The sequence below is a fragment of the Vibrio tasmaniensis genome (assembly GCF_024347635.1).
Taxonomy (GTDB): Bacteria; Pseudomonadota; Gammaproteobacteria; order Enterobacterales; family Vibrionaceae; genus Vibrio; species Vibrio tasmaniensis.
The window spans coordinates 1,649,104-1,664,883 of the sequence record NZ_AP025510.1 but is presented as its reverse complement, the minus strand read 5'-3'; the positions used below and the strand labels follow the sequence as shown (position 1 = coordinate 1,664,883).

General features: G+C 40.9%; 16 protein-coding genes and 1 pseudogene. 10 read left to right on the top strand and 7 right to left on the bottom strand.

Annotation, left to right across the window (positions count from 1 at the left end; translation table 11 throughout):
* Positions 1 to 90: 90 nt before the first annotated feature.
* Both fabA and OCV44_RS07680 read right to left on the bottom strand, forming a co-directional pair.
* The gene (gene fabA / locus OCV44_RS07685) at positions 91 to 606 is read right to left on the bottom strand and encodes a bifunctional 3-hydroxydecanoyl-ACP dehydratase/trans-2-decenoyl-ACP isomerase (RefSeq protein ID WP_139686082.1); all 516 of its coding nucleotides are present in this window, start codon (positions 604 to 606) and stop codon (positions 91 to 93) included.
* Between the two features lie 70 nt (positions 607 to 676).
* Complete coding sequence (locus tag OCV44_RS07680; protein ID WP_017099300.1) at positions 677 to 2,329, bottom strand: AAA family ATPase; 1,653 nt, start codon at positions 2,327 to 2,329, stop codon at positions 677 to 679.
* Positions 2,330 to 2,518: 189 nt separating this feature from the next.
* Between OCV44_RS07680 and matP the strand changes: the two genes are divergently transcribed.
* The 3 genes from matP (at position 2,519) to OCV44_RS07665 (ending at position 3,722) form a co-directional block, all read left to right on the top strand.
* Positions 2,519 to 2,974, top strand: a complete 456-nt coding sequence (gene matP, locus OCV44_RS07675) for a macrodomain Ter protein MatP (RefSeq protein ID WP_009846670.1) — start codon at positions 2,519 to 2,521, stop codon at positions 2,972 to 2,974.
* 23 nt (positions 2,975 to 2,997) lie between these two features.
* Positions 2,998 to 3,306 carry a DUF3634 family protein gene (locus OCV44_RS07670; RefSeq protein ID WP_012603889.1) on the top strand — a complete coding sequence of 103 codons (309 nt, stop codon included), beginning with the start codon at positions 2,998 to 3,000 and terminating at the stop codon, positions 3,304 to 3,306.
* 104 nt (positions 3,307 to 3,410) lie between these two features.
* Positions 3,411 to 3,722 (top strand): hypothetical protein, encoded by a 312-nt coding sequence (locus tag OCV44_RS07665; protein ID WP_139686083.1) that lies wholly within the window; start codon positions 3,411 to 3,413, stop codon positions 3,720 to 3,722.
* 149 nt (positions 3,723 to 3,871) lie between these two features.
* On the opposite strand, the gene OCV44_RS07660 is transcribed toward OCV44_RS07665, so the two are convergent.
* Positions 3,872 to 4,474 (bottom strand): DUF2971 domain-containing protein, encoded by a 603-nt coding sequence (locus OCV44_RS07660; protein WP_139686084.1) that lies wholly within the window; start codon positions 4,472 to 4,474, stop codon positions 3,872 to 3,874.
* Between the two features lie 353 nt (positions 4,475 to 4,827).
* Positions 4,828 to 5,382 (bottom strand): outer membrane beta-barrel protein, encoded by a 555-nt coding sequence (locus OCV44_RS07655; protein ID WP_139686085.1) that lies wholly within the window; start codon positions 5,380 to 5,382, stop codon positions 4,828 to 4,830.
* Between the two features lie 449 nt (positions 5,383 to 5,831).
* Between OCV44_RS07655 and OCV44_RS07650 the strand changes: the two are divergent.
* From OCV44_RS07650 to OCV44_RS07640, 3 genes and pseudogenes are all read left to right on the top strand, one after another.
* Positions 5,832 to 6,088 (top strand): annotated as a pseudogene (locus tag OCV44_RS07650) (type II toxin-antitoxin system Phd/YefM family antitoxin).
* A 397-nt stretch (positions 6,089 to 6,485) separates the two neighbouring features.
* Positions 6,486 to 7,043, top strand: coding sequence for an SLATT domain-containing protein (locus tag OCV44_RS07645; RefSeq protein WP_065678361.1), 558 nt, complete (start codon positions 6,486 to 6,488; stop codon positions 7,041 to 7,043).
* Positions 7,044 to 7,046: 3 nt separating this feature from the next.
* Positions 7,047 to 8,387, top strand: coding sequence for an RNA-dependent DNA polymerase (locus OCV44_RS07640; RefSeq protein WP_017099292.1), 1,341 nt, complete (start codon positions 7,047 to 7,049; stop codon positions 8,385 to 8,387).
* Between the two features lie 465 nt (positions 8,388 to 8,852).
* Here OCV44_RS07640 and OCV44_RS07635 read toward each other — a convergent pair whose 3' ends face one another.
* The 3 genes from OCV44_RS07635 to OCV44_RS07625 form a co-directional block, all read right to left on the bottom strand.
* Positions 8,853 to 10,577: an ATP-binding protein gene (locus OCV44_RS07635; protein WP_139683893.1), complete on the bottom strand. Its 1,725-nt coding sequence runs from the start codon at positions 10,575 to 10,577 to the stop codon at positions 8,853 to 8,855.
* Positions 10,577 to 11,761: an FIST signal transduction protein gene (locus OCV44_RS07630; protein WP_122047303.1), complete on the bottom strand. Its 1,185-nt coding sequence runs from the start codon at positions 11,759 to 11,761 to the stop codon at positions 10,577 to 10,579. The genes OCV44_RS07635 and OCV44_RS07630 overlap by 1 nt, the downstream gene beginning before the upstream one ends.
* Before the next feature lie 115 nt (positions 11,762 to 11,876).
* Positions 11,877 to 12,242 carry a hypothetical protein gene (locus OCV44_RS07625; protein ID WP_139683894.1) on the bottom strand — a complete coding sequence of 122 codons (366 nt, stop codon included), beginning with the start codon at positions 12,240 to 12,242 and terminating at the stop codon, positions 11,877 to 11,879.
* A 252-nt stretch (positions 12,243 to 12,494) separates the two neighbouring features.
* Between OCV44_RS07625 and ccoN the strand changes: the two genes are divergently transcribed.
* Genes ccoN through ccoP form a run of 4 tightly spaced genes read left to right on the top strand, consistent with a single transcriptional unit; the run spans position 12,495 to position 15,720 of the window.
* On the top strand, positions 12,495 to 13,928 hold the full coding sequence (gene ccoN, locus OCV44_RS07620) for a cytochrome-c oxidase, cbb3-type subunit I (RefSeq protein WP_009846707.1): 1,434 nt from the start codon (positions 12,495 to 12,497) through the stop codon (positions 13,926 to 13,928).
* An 11-nt stretch (positions 13,929 to 13,939) separates the two neighbouring features.
* A complete protein-coding gene (gene ccoO, locus OCV44_RS07615; RefSeq protein ID WP_004742292.1) occupies positions 13,940 to 14,560 on the top strand; it encodes a cytochrome-c oxidase, cbb3-type subunit II in 621 nt (206 codons plus the stop codon).
* A gap of 9 nt (positions 14,561 to 14,569) precedes the next feature.
* Positions 14,570 to 14,746 (top strand): CcoQ/FixQ family Cbb3-type cytochrome c oxidase assembly chaperone, encoded by a 177-nt coding sequence (locus OCV44_RS07610; protein WP_009846708.1) that lies wholly within the window; start codon positions 14,570 to 14,572, stop codon positions 14,744 to 14,746.
* A complete protein-coding gene (gene ccoP, locus OCV44_RS07605) occupies positions 14,746 to 15,720 on the top strand; it encodes a cytochrome-c oxidase, cbb3-type subunit III (RefSeq protein WP_086049451.1) in 975 nt (324 codons plus the stop codon). The genes OCV44_RS07610 and ccoP overlap by 1 nt, the downstream gene beginning before the upstream one ends.
* The last annotated feature ends 60 nt before the right edge of the window (positions 15,721 to 15,780 follow it).

Here is a 15,780-nt window from a genome sequence, read left to right as displayed (position 1 = left end):
CACTATAACTAAATTTATTGGAGTGAAAATAAAGCAGCCATTGGCTGCTTTATTAAAATCTAACTGCGTTATTCTAATTAAACAGTTGGATTAGAATGCTGACGTATCTTGGAAAAGGCCAACTTTCAAATCTTTAGCAACATAAATCTCTTTGCCATCAACAAGTACGCGACCATCTGCAAGGCCCATAACTAGGCGACGGTTAACAACACGCTTCATGTGGATTTCGTAAGTCACTTTTTTCGCAGTAGGTAGGATTTGACCAGTGAATTTCACTTCGCCTACACCTAAAGCACGGCCTTTGCCTTTGCCGCCAACCCAACCAAGGTAGAAGCCAACAAGCTGCCACATTGCATCAAGTCCTAGACAACCAGGCATTACTGGGTCACCAGGGAAGTGACAGTCGAAGAACCATAGGTCAGGAGTAATATCCAGTTCAGCAAGAATCAAACCTTTACCGAAACCACCTTCAGTCTCAGACATTTTAGTGATGCGATCCATCATCAACATGTTCGGTGCTGGTAGTTGAGGACCTTCAGGCCATAGTTCGCCTTGGCTTGATGCTAGAAGATCTTCGCGAGTGTAAGAATCACGTTTGTTTTGCATTATCAATTACTCCAATTTTTGATAGGTGCATATTAGTGAACAGGTGTACGCTAAACAAGTCCGATCAGTACTAGACAAACCAGTTTTTAATGCGTCCAACAATTCCAATAGGGTGCTCATGTCTTTCAAAGTTTTCAATACGTTCCGCAATTTTGCTCAGAACGCTTTCTTGTTCATCGTCTCTAAATGGTTTGTTCATAATAAGAGGAATCGCTTCATCTACATTAGAGACAGACCAAATATGGAATTCTTTGTTTTTGATGCTTTCAATTAGGTCTGGCTTCAGAGCAAGATGTCGTAAGTTAGATCTTGGAAGGATCACACCTTGTTCGCCAGTTAACCCGTTGTGTTTACACACATGATAGAAGCCTTCGATTTTCTCGTTTAGCCCACCAACTGCTTGTACACGACCGAATTGGTCGACAGCACCGGTTACCGCTATTTGTTGATTGATAGGGTATTCCGACAAAGCACTGACCAAAGAGCAAAGCTCAGCAAGAGAAGCACTATCGCCATCAACTTCGCAGTATGATTGCTCAAACACAACAGAAGCAGCATAGGGCAACGGATCTTCAAGGTTTAACGCGCTGCTTACAAACGCTTGCATGATCATCATGCCTTTAGCATGAAGGTTACCACCGAGTTCCGCTTTGCGTTCAACGTCGGCAATATCACCATCACCAAAGTGGATAACACATGAAATTCGGGCTGGTTCACCATACGATACTGGGTGTCCTGGTACATCGATAACCGTCAGACCATTAACTTGTCCAACTTGTTCACCCTCGGTTTCGATAATAACTTGGCCATCTCGAATATCATCAAGAGCACGTTCAGGTAAGTACGATTCGCGGTTGTATTTGTGTTGTTGTGCTTGCTGAATATGGTGACCATCAATCTCACCATGGTCGGCTTCAATCAAAGCTTCGTTCAATAACGCATTGTGCCAAATCGGGCACAACGGTATATAGCTTTGGTCTTCAGTTTCTCTTGCTCCAGCAGTAAGAATGCCTGTCACCGCCTGTTGCGTGATGTTTGGCAGTTCATAACGTTGTTGGAGCCATTTAAGGTAACCAAGATATTGAGTCAACGTCTCTTCTGTTAGCTTTATGTCTTGTTCAATTTCACTGAATAGGCAGAAACCGGTTTGAATATCACTGTCTAGGTAATCAAGATCGCCGAGTTGAGCTCGGTCTCCAACCACAATCAACTTAATATTGTAGGTAAGCGGTAAAGATGGAGATTGGTTTAAGTGTTCAGGGTTGCTACTGATGGGCTCTACGGCCTCACCAAGAAGTGCAGACTTAAGCAGTAACCAGCTTCCCGGGTTTGCTAGAATCAAGTTGGCTGAAACAATCAGATAACCATTGTTCGCTCTAGCCAGTAAGCCAGGCTTTGTCGCAACGACTTGGCCGTCTTTTGATTGAACTTGGTCAAACAGAGAGACAGCATTTAAAGACTCAGTTTTTATTACTGGTAACGTGTGATCATCTAGAGCCGTTACTAAAGATTCAACAATCATTTGACGATAGATCGAATTGTCCGGAGCGTTGACAAGTAAAACACGCGAAAGATTGGACAAGCGGACAAAGCGGGTTAGCGCATCGTTGAATCTATGTTGAATGTCTGAAAATGGGAAAGGCGAGATGTCAGGGAATTGCTCTAATTGAGCGCTATATTCGTCGTACTGAGGCGTAACATGTCGCCAATCTACTAGAGTCATTTAAGTTTCTGATTATGATAATGAGGTAGGGAGTATATAGAAAAACCGATCTCGCTTGTAGCTCTATGTTGTAGTTACTAATCACTAAGCTAATATAAGTATGATCTTGGTCTATTCTTTCAAGACAACAATTGTTAAATAGCCTATTTTGGGTTACGCTGTCACTAGGATTAACTCTCGAGATTAGACATGAAATATCAGCAACTTGAAAACTTGGAATGTGGTTGGAAATGGAACTATCTGGTCAAAAAATGGAAAGAAGGCGAGTCGATCACCTGCCATATTGATTCAAGTGAAGCTGACGTTGCTGTACAAGCCTTATTGAAGCTTGAACACCAACCAACAGGTGTTCTTGAGTGGATATCTGACAACATGTCTCCTGAGCTCGATAACAAGCTTAAGCAAGCGATCCGAGCTAAGCGAAAGCGTCACTTTAATGCTGAACAAGTTCACACCAAGAAAAAATCAATCGACCTTGATTATCGTGTATGGGAAAAGCTATCCCAGCGTGCGAACGAGCTAGGTTGTACGCTATCAGATGCCATCGAGTATTTGGTAAGCGAAGCATCTCGTAGTGAACAGGCCAGCAAGACAGTAACCAATCTTAAAGAAGATTTAAGCAAGCTCCTTTCTGACGATAAATAATCATCAACAGTAGTGGTGACATTATGATGTATGTAATCTTAATCGGTGCAGCGTTGGTTTTTTGGTTAGTCGCGGTTGATAGGCCGGTATTGAAAATCAAATTTAACGATGGGGCGATCGAACAAGTTAAAGGTCATCTTCCACCTAGCTTTAAGCACAACCTTCAAGAGATTGGCCACAACAACACGTTTAAAGGTGAATTAAAAGTGTACGCAAAGCGTTCTGGTTATAATCTCAAGTTCACAAAGGATGTACCTAAGAACGTGCAACAACGTATTCGTAATGTATTCCCGCATAACGGCTTCAAATCTAAAGGTTCAAAGAAGGCGTAATTGTCGAGAATTACGTCTTATCTTGTTAATCTTCATACTAAGTTAGTTCTTCGCTTGCCTTAACCATCGTCATACTGTTCTCAGTTTCAATAAAGGAGAACAGTATGAGATATCTAACCCTTTTGTTGTTTTTTTCATCCCCAGTCGTATTTCCCGACGATGCATTGGTTAATCCCGTAGCTAAAAAGATCAAAGCCACGGTCATGAAAGGCCTAAAAAAGAGCAATGTTGAAATCGATGGTTATTGTGACCTGATGATTGAAATGAAGCACTCCAAAGGTTATACAAAAATCAAGAGAGTGAGAACATCCGGCGATAGTAAAGCTTGTAGACAGGCGAAACAGCACTTACCAAACAAGAAACAGTTCAAATACAGTTTTCCAGAAAAGTACATCCGAATTCATATCACAAACTGACCAAGGTAATGCACTATAACTAAATGGCATTAATATTATTGCTTAAAATGCCAATGAAAACGAGTGAATTACGGTGATCTGAGTTAGATGTCAGTTTGTTGCACTGTCACTTGATATGAGGAATATGTCTAGTAGAGTGTTCATTCTATTTAACAGAAGGTGCCAAATGTACACGAATCTTGTTTAGCGACAGCGTGTTTAACGGGGATGCCGAGGTGTTGGCAAGTCATCAGTACCTTTAGTTTTCTATCGGCAGGAGCGTGTTCTGAGAGAATCACAGAGCTTATACACTCTTTATTCAGATACAGCTTGTTGCCAATAATCTCTTCATTGGGCAGTACCCAGCGATATTCTTTTTCGTAACGCCAGTTTGAATGTTTGATTCCAAGTACGCTCGCGGCTAATTTCGATACTTTTGACTTAACTAGCGAAGGAGAACTAAGCATGCTTGGGTTGTCAGTATACTGAACTTCAAAGCAATTGAGATCTGCCTCACCGTGATAACAGTTAAGATCATACTCAATACACATACCTTTAAAGTTATCGCCATACTGAGACCAAAGTATGGGATGGTCATTCGATTGAGAGAAGCACATAACCTTGAAGTCATTCTGAAGTTCTTGGTTGAACAGGTGATGAGATTCAAAAGGGTTATTAAAGGTCTTAGCGGAATCAAACCACAACGAACACTCGGATATCGACTGTATGTTTCTATCGTGAAGAGATCTGAACTTATAAAGTTTAGGCAACATATCAAACACCTAGTTTACAACATTGTCTGATGTTAACACTATAATTCATAATGTAAGCGTGAATGCATAGTGTTTGCTTGCTTAGTCACCAAGTTTAATCATATAACTGATTGATAGATCAAAATTTAAACACGAAATAGCAGCCTGTTTGAGTGATTTATCTTGCAATAGCGCTGGTTTTTTAATAAGTTGCAACGTAACTTTATATTGGTGGAAGAATAGGTCTATATTTGGAGGCAATGTAAAGGAAGTTAAGTGAACCAATAATGATAAATCCGACCTCAAAGAGATCGGACTATTTGCAATGTTAGGCTAGTTGACCGCAATAAATTGGTCTAGCCATTGAAGGAACTTTAGAAATGGTACCTTGCACCAATGTATGCTGTTTTGGATGAAACATCGATGGACTCTATTTCAATATGTGCAGAGCGGTAACCAATATGAACGTCGATGTTATCGGTAATTATTGCGCCAAATTCTCCACCGATTTGGTAAGCGGCCTCAGATTCAGAAGCTGAGAGCCCAAAGGCTTTGATTTCCGTATCAATAGATCCAACGCCTGCTAACAGGGAGACATACAAATCCAAGACGTCGCCTTTAACGATGAATTTGGGTTTAACATTCACGAAGAAGGCTTGGCCTTCCATATCCATCATTTGAGCAAAGTTAACTTTGCCAATTTTTCGGTACTCCGCTTCTAATCCCAGCTTTACTACATCGTGTGTATTGAATTCATAACCGCCAACGAAGTTATAACTCAAGTCAGCTAGATCAGAAGAATCTTCAATTTTGCTACAGCGGTATTCTAATTCGGTTTCATTATAAAACCCGATATCTACACCTGCATAAAAATGACCAAGCTCTTTAGCTACTGTGTCATTTTCATTAGCAAGCGCGTATGAACTCATGCCAAAAGCGGTGAATAGTGATAGGCAACCATACCGATTTTCATATTAAGCCTTTTATATAATAAGTTATTGATTCCTTGAATATCTTACCAAATATAGAGCTTTTAAACTAATAATGGTTTTGTGTAACCATCTGATTTTATGAGCTTATTATCGATATAAACATCAATACGAAGCAACATGATTCGATTTTTCTCATATCGCTTTATATTTACACGATCAGTATGCCTTTAGCCGAACACAACAAGGTGGTGGGTAGGGAAACTGCTTAATCAAAACAAAGTTGAGGCGTTAAAGCGTAAAGATGAACTCGAAAATGAGAAGCATCAGGCGAGGGTACGGCGATTACAAAATCGTATAGCCCCTTGTTCCCATAAACGACAAGTATTTGAGCGTGATTGTCGACACTTGGTATTTTTATGCGTTAATCTTATATGGGAGTTATCCTCATGAAAGTTGAGCTCGTTACTTCCCTTAAGCGTCAAGCGACCAAAATCCTAGCCGATCTGCACGACACCAAAGAGCCCGTGTTGATCACCGAGCATGGCAGACCCTCTGCGTATCTCGTAGATGTTGACGACTACCAGTTTATGCAAAACCGCTTGGCTATCCTGGAAGGGATCGCACGTGGTGAGCGTACCATTTCTGAAAGTAAGGCTCTGAGTCATGAAGAAGCAGAAACAAGATGTCAAAATGGCTGAAGTGATTAGCAAAGCTTTTAAACAGGCGGCTAGGGAGCTTGAAGTATCAATCATTTGGGCCGGTGACAGGAAGAGCTTAGAGATGGCCCGCACGTTGAATCGTTTGGTGTAATGCGCAGTTAGTGGTGAAACAGTGCTCCTTTCCTTACTGCACTGGAAACCAAAAGACGAGCTCAATCACTTAGTTTGACTTTTTTATTACAACGAACCGTAAGTAGTTGCATAACAATTAGGGGTATATATAATCTACGCGTGAGGCGGACTGGCTTGCCAGTCATCCAGCAATGGGTGCTACTAATTTTGAGAGGTTTTACCTCTAGTTCCTCGAACTAGTCTAGCAATAGGCGTTACTTATTATTACTAAAAACGACGCCTCACACTCTTTTCTCTGGAGGTGATTATATGTCTTTTAAAGACACAGTATGGTGGACTAGAAAGGCAAGAATCCAAGCTGCCAAGCGACTCCAATCTAATGACTTTGCTTCACAATTAATTCTGCTCTGGTACTCATCTTTCACGGTTTGCATGTCAATTTATGAACTAAAAAAACCTACAGACAGTGGTGATTTCGCAATTGTCATGGTTATCCTCTCCGTTCTAATATTATGTGCATCTCTTTATATAAGTAACCGGAATTTCAAAGAGCGAGCAGTTTCGTTAAAAAATTGCTATGAGCATTTAAGTGAACTGGAGGGTACTCTTCGTAACCCTAGTTGCAACCTAATCCAAGCTAACTCTGACTATAAAACAATTTTAGGTAGTTCAGAAAACCATGAAGATATAGATTTTAAAAGTGCTTTGATCAATGAGTGGCTAAATACCTCAAAAAAGGATATGGGCACACTTACAAGAGTTCCAACTATACCTAATGTAATTGAAGTAATAGCTTTTACTTTTGGAAAATACTTAATCCTTACAGCCTTTGTAGGTCTGCCATTTTTGACTCTTTTAGTCAGGTAATCCATGAAAGTAATAACAGAATTCAACCGAACATTTTCGTTGGATAATCTTAATAACTTGTACCAACAACACATCGCTACTTCCTATGCTACTGGTATAGATAACATGAATCATCAAGTCTTTAGAGAGATGAAAGATGAGCAAATTAGTATTATTGAAAGGAAGGTACTGGAAGGGAGCTACTCGTTTACCAAATACAAGCTAAAACTAATTAGCAAAGGACGTGGAAAGTCACCTCGTGAAATATCTATACCCACAATAAGAGATAGATTGGCTCTAAGAGCGTTATGCGACTTCCTCCAAATCAGGTTCAAAGATGATATCAACTTTGATTTACCTCAAAACGTTATTAGAGACGTTAAGACTGATATGTCTACAGGGCAGTTTGATGCTTTCATCAAACTTGATCTTTCTAATTTTTACCCGTCTATAAATCATCAGCTACTATTACAACGTTTAAGAAGACGCATTAGAGATAAAGTAATACTGAATGTAATAGAAAGCTCGATAACAGCTCCAACTGTACCCAAGCCTCATGCTTCTGACCGTTTAAACGAAAAGGGCGTCCCGCAAGGTTTATCAACCTCCAACGTACTTGCTGCAATTTTCCTTTCAAATCTAGATAAACGTTACAATACTCGAACAGATATTGCTTACTATAGGTATGTCGATGACATTCTAATATTGTGTAAAAAAAACGATTGTGAATTGATTGCCGAAGATGTGATCGCTCAGTTCAAACGTTTGAGGTTAAAAGTTCATGACCCAATTAAAGCTCCAGATAAGTCTTCAATAGGAGTTATCAGTGATGAATCCTTTACATATCTTGGTTATCACTTTGAAGAGCAGTTTATATCTGCTCGAAGTGGCTCTGTAGACAAGTTAAGAGAATCCATTCTGTCTATCTTCTCAGGTTATAAACATTCGAAATTGAAGAGCCAAGAGTTCTTAGAGTGGCGACTAAACTTGAGAATAACTGGCTGTATTTTCAATAAAAAATCAAAAGGGTGGTTATTCTTTTTCTCAGAAATAACAGATAAAAAGCTATTACACGAACTAGATTCATTTATCATGATGCTGTGTAAGCGATTTGAAGTAGACATTAAACCTAGAAAGTTTACTAAGGCTTTTTATCAAGTAAAACATAAGAAATATGATTCCAAGTATATTCAAAATTTTGACCTTTATAATCACAACGAGATGGCTGAAATCTTGATTAAATACTTTAATAAAAGCACCGAAGGAATGTCTAATGAGGATGTTGAAATTGCTTTTAAGAAACGTGTGGCGAAGCAAGTAAAAGAACTAGAGACAGACCTTCTAGATTTTGGTTACAAAGTCTAAATATATTACATTTACTTAAACTTGTGCTTACGAGGAATCCTTGGTGGTTCATCAAGCGTTGGATGTGACGGACACTGAGAATCTCTGCCACATCAGTACGACGCAAACGATGTTCACAGACGTCTTGAATAACTTTGAATCGACTAATTTCTTTTTCACTCATGGCAATCAACATCTCAGGAGTCCTTAGTAACCGAAGCTGGTACATGAAATGTAGTCAGCAACCAGTGCTAAGGTGACATTTTAATCTGGCTCAAAAGTGACATTACTATCTGGGGCTTACACTCTCAGTGCGTATTATGTATATTATGTTAAATTGGGTTTAGTGTTTATAAGGCAGGTATCTTTGTTTGATGCCCTGCCTCTTGTTTGACTACCAAACTGATGCTCTATTTAACAGTAAGTCTATTTACCATAAAATACCTAATAAACATATTTCCTAATCTTCGATTAAGAATACGTTTATTAGACTTCAAGCATTAACCTATCAATTGCTTCAATGATCTCTTTGGTTCTTACAGGTTTGGTAATGAAATCATTCATACCGACATCTAAACAAGAAAATTTATCTTCTACTGATGTGTGTGCCGTTAGCGCGACGATTGGTGTTTTGATGTTTGCGTCTCTCATATATTTGGTTGTGGTTATTCCGTCCATAACTGGCATCGACACATCCATCAAGATAATATCTATCGGATCATTACCTCTTTCTACAAAGCCAATGGCTTCTTCACCGTTGCTTGCGATGAAAACTTCGTGGCCTTGACGCGCAAGGATCAATTGAATCACCATCTGATTCGTTGGGTTGTCTTCAACAACTAACACTGAATAACGGGTTCTTGGAACTTGCGAGTATTTATCTTCTGCAGCATGATCTTGATTGTTCGTAACTTTCGTTAGAACTGGTAACCGCACTTCAAATTTCGAGCCTTTTCCTGGCTCACTCTCGACCATTATATGCCCGCGCATCAGTTCTACTAGTCGTTTTGTTATTGCTAAACCTAAGCCGGTGCCACCAAACCTACGCGTGATTGTGCTATCGGCTTGCACGAACGGACTGAATAACGACGAAAGTTGCTGTGAGCTGATGCCAATTCCGGTGTCTTCTACGCTAATACGGAATGAACTGTGCTGGTATGTAATAGAAACATGTACATGCCCGTGTTCAGTGAACTTTATTGCGTTACCAATGAGATTAAAAAGGATCTGTGCTAAGCGACTTGGGTCGATGTAATGTAGTTCACCTTCTGGAATGTCGCTAGTTAGGGTTAACGACAACCCTTTATCGTCTGCTATCTTCTTTTGTTCAGATAAAACAAAAGTTACAGTGTCTCTTGCGTTACTCCATTGAGGAGCCAACGAGAAGCATCCAGATTCAATCTTTGAAAAGTCCAATACATCACTGATGATCGCCAATAGGAGTTCAGATGATGTACTCATATTTAACAATATAGACTGTTGTTCATCATTCAGCGGTGTGGACTTTAGCGTGTCGATTAAGCCTATGGTGGCATTTAGCGGCGTTCTTAACTCATGACTCATCATTGCTAAGAATTCAGATTTGGCTTTGTTGGCTCTTTCTGCGTCTTTTCTTGCTGCTACGAGTTCTGCTGTACGTTCTCGGACTGTCGCTTCAAGTTTTTCTTTGTTTTCAATATCGAAAACAGCACGCTCAATCAGCGGTCGAAATCGGTTTAGAGTGGCCTTGGTTTCAATACTAAAGTGTTTGGTATTGGAATGGATAAAGATGATAACGGATTGTGTTAGCCCGCTATCAATACCAGTAATCAGTACAGAGTTAATTTGGTCTAAGATAATGGGATGCAAAGTGCTGAACTCACCCAGAGATTTGGGTTCAAAAAGAATGGCACATTCTCCATTAATGACTCGCGAAAGCTTGCCACAATCTGTCCAATTCATTTGTTCGAATACTTTGTTATTGGTTAACAGGGTTTTGAAACTACCTTCATTCCCTACTCTTGATACCACAATAAAATCATCAAACTTAATGTATTTTTTGAGTGCGAATTCGAGACTAGAAAATATTTCAGATATGTTACTCGCCTTACTGATCGCAGAGATAGTAGATAGGATCACCCTATTCTCTTCAGCTAATTTACGTTCACGGACCTTTAGTTTTTGCAGTTCAATACGAGCTTCTTGCAGCGCTTCTTGGTCTTCAGTATCCATTACTTTTTCAGCCTATAAAACGTTGCAGACGATACCATTAAATTTCCGTGCGCATTCTCACCACCAGAAAGTCTGCCTTGCTCACCAAACGTAAATGGACATATGTATGGAAGCCCACCAAGTGCGTGATTGATTTGGTCACAAACCTCATCCATATCTTGTTTTAGGTGCAGCATTGGTCCTGCACAGAATATGTTGATCGCCCCTAATTTTTCTTCAAGATCCATATCATTATAGTAAGACGAATGAATGATGTTAGCGGCACGACTTATAAGTTGTTGCTTAGAGCCTTGCATCAAATAGATGGTGTCACCTTCATTTATATCAGTGAACAACTCGATACCGTTACACTCAGTTTCTCTGATCGAATGCGATAACTTGAAATATGGGTAGTCGTAAGAAGAGCCGACCTTTCGGCCTAATGGATAAACTGTCGACTTTTCAAAAATATACCCATCATCACTGCCACCTAAATGAAAATCAGTCCATTCATTATAAACGGTGGTCGCAGGCCTATGGTCGATCTCTAACAATATTCGATTTCTTACTTTGGTGACGGTGCCTGAATACTGGGTGGGTGTATGACCGGCGCTAAAAGATGAATAGATGGATTGTGACGCAAAAAACACCGTTAAAGAGACGCCATTAATAGCAAGAGCTTCTTCGGTAAAGATACTCCAATTTCCAGACACTTGATTGTCTGCTGCGCTTCCACCAATAATCGGCACCTCTGTACCAAATTTGTTATCGATGGCCGCCATTACCTTCTCTTCATTACCAGGGGTGGAATGGAGCAAGATAAGATCGGGTATCTCTCCTTCTCGGTTGGCGTTCTTTAATGCTTTATCGATGGCGCTGAATGTACTACGGTCTATGGAATCGCCAAAGTGACTGATGCCGGTACCGTAGGCATTAATTCCAGAATCATAGATGATGAGTATCCCAATCACAGGGCCTGAATGGAACCCTGTTTCGGTCATAATACCGTGACAAGTGGTGCAGCCATGTATTGGTGTATTCGGGAGCGCATCTACCAAATATCTCTGCACAGCAAGTGTGGAGTACTCTTCGGTGCAGTAGCAGATAAGACAGGCAATATCGTCAGGGTTTGCCACCCCACTGAGCAGCTCATCTACTGCGATTTTATCGTCTAGGGAATAAGAGACTTTTGATAGAAATTTCATAGATCTCGGAAGATTTTATTAATGCTCTCTTTATAACACTTTTATACAATCTATTTCACTGACTTAGTACATATTTCTATCAAAAGAATTGAGGCGAGACTAACTTGTTACTGTGTTATTCCTTAGAAAGGTTTACAGAAAGTGTGGCTATCTGTTGTGGAAATGTAACCGTTATTGAGGAGTTCTGAGCGTTCGTTCGTAACAGCCAAATTGATGCCCCTTTTTCTTCTAGAGTTCCGCTCTCATTATAGTTAATGATAAATTTACCAGTTTTAGATGTTTCGATCGAATACCCTAGGTTATCACCCGAAATTAAAACATTATGTTTATCAATAGTAATTTGGCAAGGTTTAGAAATTATACAGTTTACTGTTTCGTCATTATCGTATGTCACTGTTCTCCAAGTAAATGCAGCTATTAAAATAGCCAACATGACGATAATTTGAACAAGCCTGCCTTTTGTTAGCTTTTGTGCCGCCATTATAATCTTTACTCCTTGTTACAAAGTTCAAAGTTTTTAAATAAAAATCCAATTCCAGACCAAGCGTAAGGTTACTACTCTGTCATTGATTTGTTAATTCAAGTATAGTGTCGCGTTGAAAATGCCACTTTTTTTTAAAATCAGCAAGTGGAAATAAAGCTCTGAATAGGCTGAATTTCCTTTTCTAATTTGGGTGGCATTACGACGTGAGTCGTGTTGGAAGTAAAGTGTAGTAAATAAGAAATTGGAAGCATGCAAATGAGCCAAGAAAAGCAGCTTGAACAAAACTACAACTATACGGTCGTCCGTCAATTTACCCTCGTTACAATTTTGTGGGGTATTGTCGGTATGGGCGTTGGTGTTTTGATTGCCGCTCAATTAGTTTGGCCACAGCTAAACTTTGATACGCCGTGGCTGACGTACAGTCGTTTACGTCCCCTGCATACTAATGCGGTTATTTTTGCGTTCGGTACAAGTGCGCTGTTTGCAACATCATATTATGTTGTGCAACGTACCTGTCAGACGCGTCTCTTTGGTGGCCCTCTCGTAGCCTTTACCTTTTGGGGTTGGCAAGCGATTATCCTGTCCGCTGCAATTACTTTACCGTTAGGTTTAACCTCTGGTAAAGAATACGCAGAACTTGAATGGCCAATCGATATTGCTATTACTCTTGTGTGGGTAGCTTATGCGGTCGTGTTCTTCGGAACCATGATTAAGCGTAAGACATCGCACATTTATGTAGCTAACTGGTTCTTCGGAGCCTTCATCATCACGGTTGCCGTGTTGCACATCGTTAACAGCCTGGCTGTTCCTGTATCTGCGTTTAAATCGTACTCGATTTATTCTGGAGCGATCGATGCAATGGTGCAATGGTGGTACGGACACAATGCGGTAGGCTTCCTATTGACAGCTGGTTTCCTAGGTATGATGTATTACTTCGTTCCTAAACAAGCTGGTCGCCCTGTTTACTCTTACCGTTTGTCGATTGTTCACTTCTGGGCTCTTGTGTCTCTGTATATTTGGGCTGGTCCTCACCACCTACACTACACAGCACTTCCAGACTGGACTCAGTCTCTAGGTATGGTTATGTCTTTGGTTCTGTTTGCTCCATCTTGGGGTGGCATGATCAACGGTATTATGACTCTATCTGGTGCGTGGCATAAGCTACGTTACGACCCTATCCTACGTTTCCTAATCGTTTCTCTATCATTCTACGGCATGTCGACTTTCGAAGGCCCTATGATGGCAATCAAAACGGTTAACGCACTATCTCACTACACGGACTGGACTATCGGTCACGTTCACTCTGGTGCGCTAGGTTGGGTTGCGATGGTTTCAATCGGTTCGGTTTACCACTTAGTTCCTAAACTATTTGGTCAAGAGCGTATGTACTCTGTATCTCTAATCAATGTTCACTTCTGGTTAGCAACGATCGGTACGGTTTTCTACATTGTTGCAATGTGGATCTCTGGTGTGATGCAAGGTCTGATGTGGCGTGCAGTTAACTCTGACGGTACATTAACTTACAGCTTCGTTGAATCTGTAGAAGCATCTTACCCGTTCTACTTTGTACGTTTCTTAGGTGGTTTTATCTTCCTATCTGGTATGTTCCTAATGGCATACAACACGTACAAAACTGTTTCTGCACCTAAAGATAGCCTTAAAGCTATCCCTCAACCGGCTTAAGGAGATTTAGAATGAGCTCAAATTCAAATAATCGCCATGAGTTGGTAGAGAAGAACGTTGGCCTACTGGCGATCTTGATCGTTATTGCTATCAGTTTTGGTGCTTTAGTAGAAATTACCCCTCTTATTTTCCAAAAGCAGACGACTGAACCTGTAGAAAACCTACGCGTTTACTCTGCTCTGGAAATGGAAGGTCGTGATATTTATATCCGCGAAGGTTGTAACGTATGTCACAGCCAAATGATTCGCCCTTTCCGCTCTGAAACGGAACGTTACGGTCACTACTCTGTAGCGGGCGAAAGCGTTTGGGAACACCCATTCTTATGGGGTTCTAAGCGTACTGGTCCAGATCTAGCGCGTGTTGGTGATCGTTACTCTGATGAGTGGCACCGTGTTCACCTTATCGACCCTCGTGAACTTGTTCCTGAATCAAACATGCCTGGTTTCCCATGGCTTGCTGAGAATGTACTTGATGGCAAATTGACTCAACAGAAGCTTGAACTCTTCCGTAATCAATTTGGTGTTCCTTACACAGACGAACAAATTGCTAACGCTAAACAAGATGTTGAAGGAAAAACAGAGATGGATGCAATCATCGCTTACCTTCAATCGCTTGGCCACGCAATGAAATAAGGAATAATTATGGACATTATTACATTTCAAAGTGTTTGGACTGTTACTGTTTTTGCTTGCTTCATCGGCATCGTTTGGTGGGCATACGGCAAGAATCGTAAATCACGTTTCGACGAAGATGCGAACCTAGTGTTTGCAGACGACGAGCCGGCAACAAGTTCTAAAAATCAAGGAGTGACAAAGTAATGAGTACATTCTGGAGTATCTGGGTTAGTGCGATTACGATTGGTACCCTAATTGGTTGTGCTGTCTTGCTTCGTTGGTGTTTTAAAGATCGAACTGGCGTAGAAGAAGGTCATGATATGGGCCATGAATACGATGGTATTCGTGAGCTTAATAACCCACTACCAAAATGGTGGACATACCTTTTCATCAGTACGATTGTGTTTGCAGCGGTTTACCTTGCTCTTTACCCTGGCCTTGGCAATTTTAAAGGTCTACTAGGTTGGACAAGTTCAAACCAAGAAGTTCGTAGTATTGAAGAGTCTCGCTCGTCAATTGCTGCGGCTCAAGCGAACAAGCAGTTAGACGAGTACGCGAAAGAGCTTGATGACGCCAACACCTATTTTGGTGAAGCATTCAAAAAGCTAGCTCACGACGAAAATGGTTTACGTTCTGTCCCTGACATTGCATCAGATGCTGACGCAATTAAAGTGGGCCAACGTTTATTCTTGCAAAACTGTTCTCAGTGTCACGGCTCTGATGCTCGTGGTCAAAAAGGTTTTCCTAACCTAACTGATGACGCATGGCTATATGGTGGTGAACCACAAGCTATCGTGACAACAATCATGCATGGTCGTGTTGGCCAAATGCCTGGCTGGAAAGATGCACTTGGTGAGCAAGGCGTTAAAGAAGTGGTTAGCTACACGCTTAGCCTTTCTGGACGTAGTGTGAATGCTCGTGAAGCTGAAGCTGGTAAAGCACGCTTTGTTGTATGTGCTGCATGTCACGGTACAGATGGTAAGGGTAACCCTGCTGTAGGTGCACCTGACCTGACCGACCGCGACTGGTTGTTTGGCGACTCTCGCGCTGCTGTGACGGAAACAGTAATGTACGGACGCTCTGGCGTTATGCCTGCTTGGAAAGACATTCTAGGCGAGGATAAAGTACAACTGGTTTCATCATACGTGTGGAGCTTAAGCAACTCGGATAATAAGTAACATTTCAATAACAGCCTCTTTCTAAGAGGCTGTCTTTCCTTTATTTTATAACCCCTTCTT